This window comes from Halomonas sp. BC04, from assembly GCF_000568385.1.
In genome coordinates this window covers 1-7951 of record NZ_AZQX01000385.1, presented here as the reverse complement: position 1 = coordinate 7951, position 7951 = coordinate 1, and the positions used below count along the sequence as shown (strand labels likewise).

The following is a 7951-nucleotide window of genomic DNA, read 5'->3' as shown; positions in this document are numbered from 1 at the left end:
CGCGGCTGGGGCTGCCCGCCGCCATATCCGCCTGCTGCGGGGCGTTTCCGTAACCACCCTGCTGGGGGGCCTGGGCCTGCGCGCCGAAGCCCGCTCCCTGGCCGGAAGCATCGCCGCCGCGGCTATCGAGCATCTGCATGTCGTTGACCACGATCTCGGTGGTATAGCGATCCTGGCCGTCCTGCCCCTGCCACTTGCGCGTCTGCAGGCGGCCCTCGAGGTAGACCCTGGAGCCCTTCTTCAGGAATTGCTGAGCGATCTCGGCCAGCCGGTTGAACAGCACTACCGAGTGCCACTCGGTGCGCTCCTGCTTCTGACCGCTTTGCTTGTCGGTCCACGTATCGGTAGTGGCGACGCGCAGGTTGGCGACGGGACTGCCGGACGGCATGAAACGGACCTCGGGGTCCTGCCCCAGGTTGCCGATGAGAATGACCTTGTTGACGCCACGGGCCATGCTGGACTCCCTATTGGTTGTATACACTCATTATGATGAATTCCCGGCGGCGCCCACTCGGCACCCGCCGAACTGCAGGTCAGCTACCGCGATCCTGGTTCGTACGGACCAGGCGAGACAGCGCATCCCTGTCGAGACGCTGCCGGTCCACCTTAAGATAGGCCAGCCGCTCCTCGGGTACGACCAGTACGTCTTCAACGCCGGCCACCTCGGCGAAGCTCGCCATCAGGGTATCCAGCGTATCGTCCTGCTGGTCTTCATCCAGTTCGATCACTTCGCTGGAGAGGTGGGGCGGAGCCGGCATGCCCAGCATCAGCAGCCACCATATCCCCGCCAGCAGGGCGCTGCCGACGAAGACGGCAGGCAGCCCCCACTGCTGGGCAAGAAAACCACCCAACAGGCCACCAATGAAGGCGCCCAGAAACTGACTGGTGGAGTAGACGCCCATGGCCGTGCCCTTGGCCCCTGCCGGTGCCAGCTTGCTGAGCATCGACGGCAGCGTTGCCTCGAGCAGATTGAACGCGGTGAAAAAGAGCAGCAGCCAGGTGAACAGCGCCCAGGTCCCGGTACCGATCCCGGCCAGGCCCGCCAGGCTCACGGCAATGGCCCCGATCGCCAGCAGGCACATGCCCTTCATGCGCTGTCGCTTCTCTGCCAGCACCACCAGCGGCACCATGCAGAGGAAGGCCAGCAGCATGATGCCCAGGTAGGTCAGGCCGTGCCGCTCGATGCCGATGCCCGCCTCGAGCAGGCGAAATGGCACCGCAACGAAGATCGCCATCAGCACCAGGTGCAGGGCAAAGATCGACAGGTCGAGGCGCCACAGGTCGGCCCGGGTGAGTATGACCGCCAGCTGCCGGCGATCGATGCCGACATCGCGATGACGCATGCGGCGCGGGGCCGGCGGCACCAATTTCCACAACACCAGGATGCCCACGGCAGCCAGCATGGCGGTGAACCAGAATACCGACGACAGCCCGAAGGTCGCCGCCAGCCAGGGGCCCAGCACCATGGCCACGGCGAAAGCCACGCCGATGGAGATGCCGATGGTGGCCATGGCAGCCGTGCGCACCTGCTCCCGTGTCTGGTCCGCCAGCAGCGCCATGATCGCCGCGGCAACGGCACCGCTGCCCTGGAGGCAGCGGCCCAGGATCACGCCACCGATGGTATCCGCACCGGCGGCCACCACGCTACCGAGAAGAAACAGCAGCAGCCCGCCAGCAATTACCGGCTTGCGACCGATACGGTCGGAGAGCAGGCCGAAGGGGATCTGCAGGATGGCCTGGGTCAGCCCGTAGACCCCCAGGGCCAGCCCTATCAGCAGGGGCGTGGCACCGGCCAGCTCGTCGGCATAGAGCGCCAGCACCGGCAAGACCATGAAGAGTCCCAGCATCCGCGTGGCATACAGCTCGCCAGGCCGGTGATGGCCCGCCGTTCGGTGGCTAGCAGCAGTCCAGAGACCTTGCGCATAGAGTGACGAGAATCCATGGGTAGGTGGGCTCGATGCCCTAAGGTGAACCGCCTATTCTATCGGTTCCGGACCACACAGGAAACGTCCCCGCCACAGCCGCTTTGCTGCCCGGTGCACCGCAGACGTATAATCGAGGTTTTGCCGTGCGTCACGAGGTGGGAATGGACAGAATACTGGTCAGGGGTGCCCGCACTCACAACCTCAAGCAGATCGACGTCGACCTGCCCCGGGACAGCTTGATCGTGGTGACAGGGCTCTCCGGCTCCGGTAAGTCATCGCTGGCGTTCGACACCCTCTATGCCGAGGGGCAGCGCCGCTACGTGGAGTCGCTCTCCACCTATGCCCGCCAGTTCCTGTCGATGATGGAAAAGCCCGACGTGGACCATATCGAAGGCCTGTCGCCGGCAATCTCCATCGAGCAGAAGTCCACGTCACACAACCCCCGCTCCACCGTGGGCACCATCACCGAAATCTACGACTACCTGCGCCTGCTGTTCGCCCGGGCCGGCACACCACGCTGCCCGGAGCATGGCGAGGAGCTCGAGGCGAGCACCATCTCGCAAATGGTCGACCAGGTATTGGCCCTGCCCGAGGGCAGCAAGCTGATGCTGCTGGCCCCGGTGGTCAAGGGGCGCAAGGGCGAGCACCTGCAACTGATCGCGGAGCTCCGCGCCCAGGGCTTCGTGCGCGCCCTGATCGATGGCCAGGTGCTCGAACTCGACGACATTGCCCCGCTGGACAAGAACAAGAAGCATGACATCAGCGTGGTGGTCGACCGCATCAAGGTCCGCGAGGGCCTTGAGCAGCGGCTGGCGGAATCCTTCGAGACGGCCCTCGGCCTCTCCGACGGCATCGCCATGGTCCACTTCATGGACGGCGAGGCCGACGACATCATCTTCTCGGCGCGCTTCGCCTGCCCGGTATGCGGCTATGCCATCGCCGAACTCGAGCCCAGGATGTTCTCGTTCAACAATCCGGCCGGCGCCTGCCCCACCTGCGACGGCCTGGGGGTGCAGCAGATCTTCGACCCCCACAAGCTGATCAGCCACCCGGAGCTGTCGCTGGCCGAGGGAGTGATCAAGGGCTGGGATCGGCGTAGCGTCTACTATTTCAGCCAGCTCCAGGCCGTGGCCAGCCACTACCGCTTTGCCCTGGAGACACCCTGGCAGGAGCTGGCCCGCCATGAGCGTGAGGTCATCCTGAATGGCAGCGGCAACGACGAGATCGCCTTCAGCTACGTCAATGACCGCGGTCGCAAGGTCACCCGGCAGCACCCCTTCGAAGGGGTGCTGCCCAACATGCAGCGCCGCTATCGCGAGACGGAATCGAGCATGGTCCGCGAGGAGCTGTCGCGCTATATCGCCGATCAACCCTGCCCCAGTTGCCATGGGTCTCGCCTGCGTCTCGAGTCGCGCCACGTCTTCATCGACGAGCGCACCCTGCCCCAGATCGTCGAGCTGCCCATCGGCGAGGCCTGGGACTATTTTCGCCAGCTGACGCTGCCCGGCCGCAAGGGCGAGATCGCCGACAAGATCATCAACGAGATCCACGCCCGACTGGAATTCCTGGTCAACGTGGGGCTCGACTACCTCAACCTGGAGCGCAGCGCCGACACCCTCTCCGGCGGCGAGGCCCAGCGCATCCGTCTGGCGAGCCAGATCGGCGCAGGCCTGGTGGGTGTCATGTACATCCTCGACGAGCCCTCCATCGGCCTGCATCAGCGCGACAACGATCGCCTGCTCAAGACGCTGATCCACCTGCGCGACCTGGGCAACACCGTGATCGTGGTCGAGCATGACGAGGAGGCAATCCGTGCCGCCGACCACGTGCTCGACATCGGCCCCGGCGCCGGCGTGCACGGCGGACGGATCGTTGCCCAGGGCACCCCCGAGGATGTCATGGCCAGCCCCGACTCCCTGACCGGCCAGTACCTGTCCGACAAGCGCCGTATCGAGATTCCCCCCTGGCGCATTCCCGGCAACCCCGAGAAGCAGCTGCGCCTGACCGGTGCCAGCGGCAACAACCTGCATGACGTGACCCTTAGCCTGCCGCTGGGGCTCTTCATCTGCGTTACCGGCGTGTCCGGTTCCGGCAAGTCGACGCTGATCAACTCGACGCTGATGCCCATCGCCGCCCGGGAGCTCAATCGCGCCACCACCCTGACGCCTTCCGCCTATGAGACGATCGAGGGACTCGACCAGCTCGACAAGGTCATCGACATCGACCAGAGCCCCATCGGACGCACGCCGCGCTCAAACCCGGCCACCTACACCGGCATTTTCACGCCGATCCGCGAACTCTTCGCCGGTACCCAGGAGTCGCGCTCGCGGGGCTACAAGCCCGGACGCTTCTCGTTCAACGTCAAGGGCGGTCGCTGCGAGGCGTGTCAGGGCGAGGGCATGATCAAGGTCGAGATGCACTTCCTCCCGGACATCTACGTCCCCTGCGACGTCTGCAAGGGCAAGCGCTACAACCGGGAGACCCTGGAGATCCACTACAAGGGCAAGAGCATCCACGAAGTGCTGGAGATGACCGTCGAGGAGGCGCTGGAATTCTTCAGCCCGGTGCCGGCCATCGCCCGCCGCCTGCAGACACTGCTCGACGTGGGGCTCTCCTACATCCGCCTGGGCCAGAGCGCCACCACCCTCTCCGGCGGCGAGGCCCAGCGCGTCAAGCTGGCCCGGGAGCTGGCCAAGCGCGATACCGGCAAGACGCTGTACATCCTCGACGAGCCCACCACCGGGTTGCACTTCGAGGACATCCGCCAGCTGCTGACCGTACTCCACCGCCTGCGCGACCACGGCAACACCATCGTAGTGATCGAACACAACCTCGACGTGATCAAGACCGCCGACTGGGTCATCGACCTCGGGCCCGAGGGCGGCTCCGGCGGCGGACGCATCATCGCCGAGGGCACCCCGGAGCAGGTGGCCAAGATGGAGGTTTCCCATACCGGGCGCTTCCTCAAGCCGCTGCTGGAGCGGACCAAGGCCAGCAAGGCAGTGCCAGCAACAGCCAACTGACTGGAGGGCGGGCACAACGCCCAGCGGCGCCGGGGATAGGTCGTAGCGGGGGTCCGATTCCAGGGAAGGAATCGGTAGCGTACAGGGAAGCATTCACAGCGCCCCCGCGAAGACCTATCGCCGGGCAAGCCGCGGATCAAGACCCACCGGAGCAGCAGCTCACCGGGCAGAGATGAAAAAAAACCGGCTCCTCAGGAGCCGGTTTCGGTATTGCTACAGCACTGCCGGGCTTGGCCCGCAGCCGAGAATCACTCCTCGACGGCGACCTCTTCCTCGGACTCGACGATCGGACGATCGACCAGTTCGACGAAAGCCATCGGCGCGTTGTCGCCGGTGCGGAAACCGCACTTGAGAATACGGACGTAACCGCCCGGACGCTCGGCGTAACGCGGGCCCAGCTCATTGAAGAGCTTGCCGACCGCTTCCTTCGAGCGGGTACGGCTGAAGGCCAGACGACGGTTGGCGACGCTGTCCTGCTTGGCCAGGGTGATCAGCGGCTCGATAACGCGACGCAGCTCCTTGGCCTTGGGCAGGGTTGTCTTGATCACTTCATGTTCGACCAGCGAGATGGACATGTTCTTGAACATGGCCTGGCGGTGCGAGCTGGTACGATTCAGGTGACGACCACTCTTACGATGACGCATGGTTGCTATTCCTTACCAAACTGGGACTCGAGTCGACGCTCACGCAGAGGCCTTGTCGTCCTTCAGGCTTGCCGGAGGCCAATTCTCCAACCGCATGCCCAGGGACAGACCGCGTGCTGCCAACACGTCCTTGATTTCGTTCAAAGACTTCTTGCCGAGGTTCGGCGTCTTCAACAGCTCGACTTCGGTGCGCTGAATCAGATCGCCGATGTAGTAGATATTCTCGGCCTTCAGACAGTTGGCGCTGCGGACGGTCAGCTCGAGATCGTCTACGGGGCGCAGCAGGATGGGATCGATGTGATCCTCTTCCTCCTCGACCTCCTGCTCCTTGTCGGCTTCCAGGTCGACGAACGCTGCCAGCTGCTCCTGCAGGATGGTGGCGCTGCGACGGATCGCTTCCTCGGGGTCCAGGGTGCCGTCGGTCTCCAGATCGATGATCAGCTTGTCGAGATCGGTACGCTGCTCGACACGCGCGGCATCCACCGCATAGGAGACACGACGCACCGGGCTGAAGGTGGCATCCAGCTGCAGGCGACCGATGGCACGCGACTCATCGTCGGCGCCGACACGGGCATCCGCCGGTTCGTAGCCGCGACCACGGGCAATCTTGAGCTGCATCTTGAGCTCGGCGCCCTCGTTGACGTGGGCGATGACGTGATCCGGATTGACGATCTCGACGTCATGGTCGAGAACGATGTCACCCGCGGTCACCACGGCCGGGCCCTGCTTGTTCAGCGAGAGCACCGCCTCGTCACGACTGTGCATGCGGATGGCCACGTCCTTGAGGTTCAGGAGGATCTCGATGACATCTTCCTGAACACCCTCGATCGCGCTGTACTCATGCTCAACACCCGAGATCTCGACTTCCACCACGGCACAGCCGGGCATGGACGAGAGCAGAATGCGACGCAGCGCATTGCCCAGGGTGTGGCCAAAGCCACGCTCGAAGGGCTCGAGTACGATCTTTGCGTGATGAGCGCTGATCTCTTCGACCTTGATATCGCGCGGACGGAGAAACTCTGTCACTGAACGCTGCATAACTACACCTTTGAGGCTGCCTAACGGTTACTCGGTACTCGTTGCCGGCCCCGAAGGGCCGGCACGACGCGACTAGCGACGCTTACTTCGAGTACAGCTCGACGATCAGGTTTTCGTTGATGTCGGCAGACAGGTCGCCGCGTTCCGGGATAGCCTTGAAGGTGCCTTCCATCTTCTTCGCGTCCACCTCGATCCAGACCACTTCACCGCGGTTGGCGGCAATGGAGAGCGCACTCTGGATGCGCGCCTGGTTCTTGGCTTTCTCGCGAATGGAGACCACGTCACCGGGCTTGACCTGGTAGGACGCCACGTTGACGGTGCGGCCGTTGACGGCGATGGCCTTGTGACTCACCAGCTGACGTGCTTCAGAGCGGGTGGAACCAAAGCCCATACGGTAGACGACGTTGTCCAGTCGGGTTTCGAGCAGCTGCAGAAGGACTTCGCCGGTGGCGCCGGAGCGACGGGCGGCTTCCTTGTAGTAGCTGCGGAACTGCTTTTCGAGTACGCCATACATGCGACGTACTTTCTGCTTCTCGCGAAGCTGCAAGCCGTAGTCTGAAAGACGTTGACGGCGCTGGCCGTGCACACCCGGGATCTGCTCGGATTTGCACTTCTTCTCGAAGGGAGTCACACCGCTCTTCAGAAAGAGGTCGGTGCCCTCACGACGAGACAGTTTGCACTTCGGTCCAATATAACGAGCCATGAATCTGTCTCCTTAAACGCGGCGTTTCTTCGGCGGACGGCAGCCATTGTGGGGAATGGGCGTCGCGTCGGTGATGCTCTGCACGCGGAAGCCGGCAGCACTGAGAGCGCGCACGGCGGATTCACGGCCAGGACCGGGGCCCTTGACCAGCACGTCGACGTTTTTCACACCATACTCGGCTGCAGCAGTTGCTGCACGTTCGCTTGCCACTTGAGCAGCGAACGGGGTGCTCTTGCGAGAACCACGAAAACCCGAACCACCGGCAGTCGCCCAAGAGAGAGCGTTGCCCTGGCGGTCTGTGATCGTCACGATCGTGTTGTTAAAAGAGGCGTGGATATGCGCGATGGCATCCACTACCTGCTTTTTAACCTTTTTACGGTTGCTACGCGGGTTAGCCATGTTGATGTCGTTTCCTGTCTTTACGCCAGAACGTGCGTGTTACTTGCGAATCGGCTTGCGCGGGCCCTTGCGGGTACGCGCATTGGTCTTGGTACGCTGACCACGCAGCGGAAGACCGCGACGATGACGCAGACCACGATAGCAACCCAGGTCCATGAGACGCTTGATATTGAGCGTCACATCACGACGAAGATCGCCTTCTACGGTGTACTTGCCGAC

General features: G+C 63.6%; 7 protein-coding genes and 1 pseudogene. 1 reads left to right on the top strand and 7 read right to left on the bottom strand.

Going from position 1 to position 7951, the window contains the following annotated elements; all coding sequences use genetic code 11:
* Nucleotides 1-454 (bottom strand): single-stranded DNA-binding protein (gene ssb, locus Q427_RS25810; protein ID WP_043518287.1); only part of this gene is annotated, 454 nt, incomplete at its 3' end.
* 79 nt (nucleotides 455-533) lie between these two features.
* A pseudogene (locus tag Q427_RS25805) lies at nucleotides 534-1924 on the bottom strand (MFS transporter).
* Nucleotides 1925-2086: 162 nt separating this feature from the next.
* On the opposite strand from Q427_RS25805, the gene uvrA reads away from it, so the two are divergent.
* Nucleotides 2087-4948: an excinuclease ABC subunit UvrA gene (gene uvrA / locus Q427_RS25800; protein ID WP_043518285.1), complete on the top strand. Its 2862-nt coding sequence runs from the start codon at nucleotides 2087-2089 to the stop codon at nucleotides 4946-4948.
* Between the two features lie 248 nt (nucleotides 4949-5196).
* On the opposite strand, the gene rplQ is transcribed toward uvrA, so the two are convergent.
* The 5 genes from rplQ to rpsM all read right to left on the bottom strand — a co-directional run.
* Nucleotides 5197-5592 carry a 50S ribosomal protein L17 gene (gene rplQ / locus Q427_RS25795; RefSeq protein ID WP_043513715.1) on the bottom strand — a complete coding sequence of 132 codons (396 nt, stop codon included), beginning with the start codon at nucleotides 5590-5592 and terminating at the stop codon, nucleotides 5197-5199.
* Nucleotides 5593-5631: 39 nt separating this feature from the next.
* Nucleotides 5632-6630, bottom strand: a complete 999-nt coding sequence (locus Q427_RS25790) for a DNA-directed RNA polymerase subunit alpha (RefSeq protein WP_043518283.1) — start codon at nucleotides 6628-6630, stop codon at nucleotides 5632-5634.
* 82 nt (nucleotides 6631-6712) lie between these two features.
* A complete protein-coding gene (gene rpsD, locus Q427_RS25785; RefSeq protein ID WP_043518281.1) occupies nucleotides 6713-7333 on the bottom strand; it encodes a 30S ribosomal protein S4 in 621 nt (206 codons plus the stop codon).
* 12 nt (nucleotides 7334-7345) lie between these two features.
* On the bottom strand, nucleotides 7346-7732 hold the full coding sequence (gene rpsK / locus Q427_RS25780; RefSeq protein ID WP_043518279.1) for a 30S ribosomal protein S11: 387 nt from the start codon (nucleotides 7730-7732) through the stop codon (nucleotides 7346-7348).
* Nucleotides 7733-7771: 39 nt separating this feature from the next.
* Nucleotides 7772-7951, bottom strand: a 180-nt coding sequence (gene rpsM, locus Q427_RS25775) for a 30S ribosomal protein S13 (RefSeq protein ID WP_043518277.1), incomplete at its 5' end; no start/stop codon positions are given.

Bases quoted from the DNA above. Each gene is read 5' to 3' on its own strand.
- uvrA (WP_043518285.1), top strand. From the start codon at position 2,087: ATGGACAGAATACTGGTCAGGGGTGCCCGCACTCACAACCTCAAGCAG.
- rplQ (WP_043513715.1), bottom strand. From the start codon at position 5,592: ATGCGTCATCGTAAGAGTGGTCGTCACCTGAATCGTACCAGCTCGCAC.
- Q427_RS25790 (WP_043518283.1), bottom strand. From the start codon at position 6,630: ATGCAGCGTTCAGTGACAGAGTTTCTCCGTCCGCGCGATATCAAGGTC.
- rpsD (WP_043518281.1), bottom strand. From the start codon at position 7,333: ATGGCTCGTTATATTGGACCGAAGTGCAAACTGTCTCGTCGTGAGGGC.
- rpsK (WP_043518279.1), bottom strand. From the start codon at position 7,732: ATGGCTAACCCGCGTAGCAACCGTAAAAAGGTTAAAAAGCAGGTAGTG.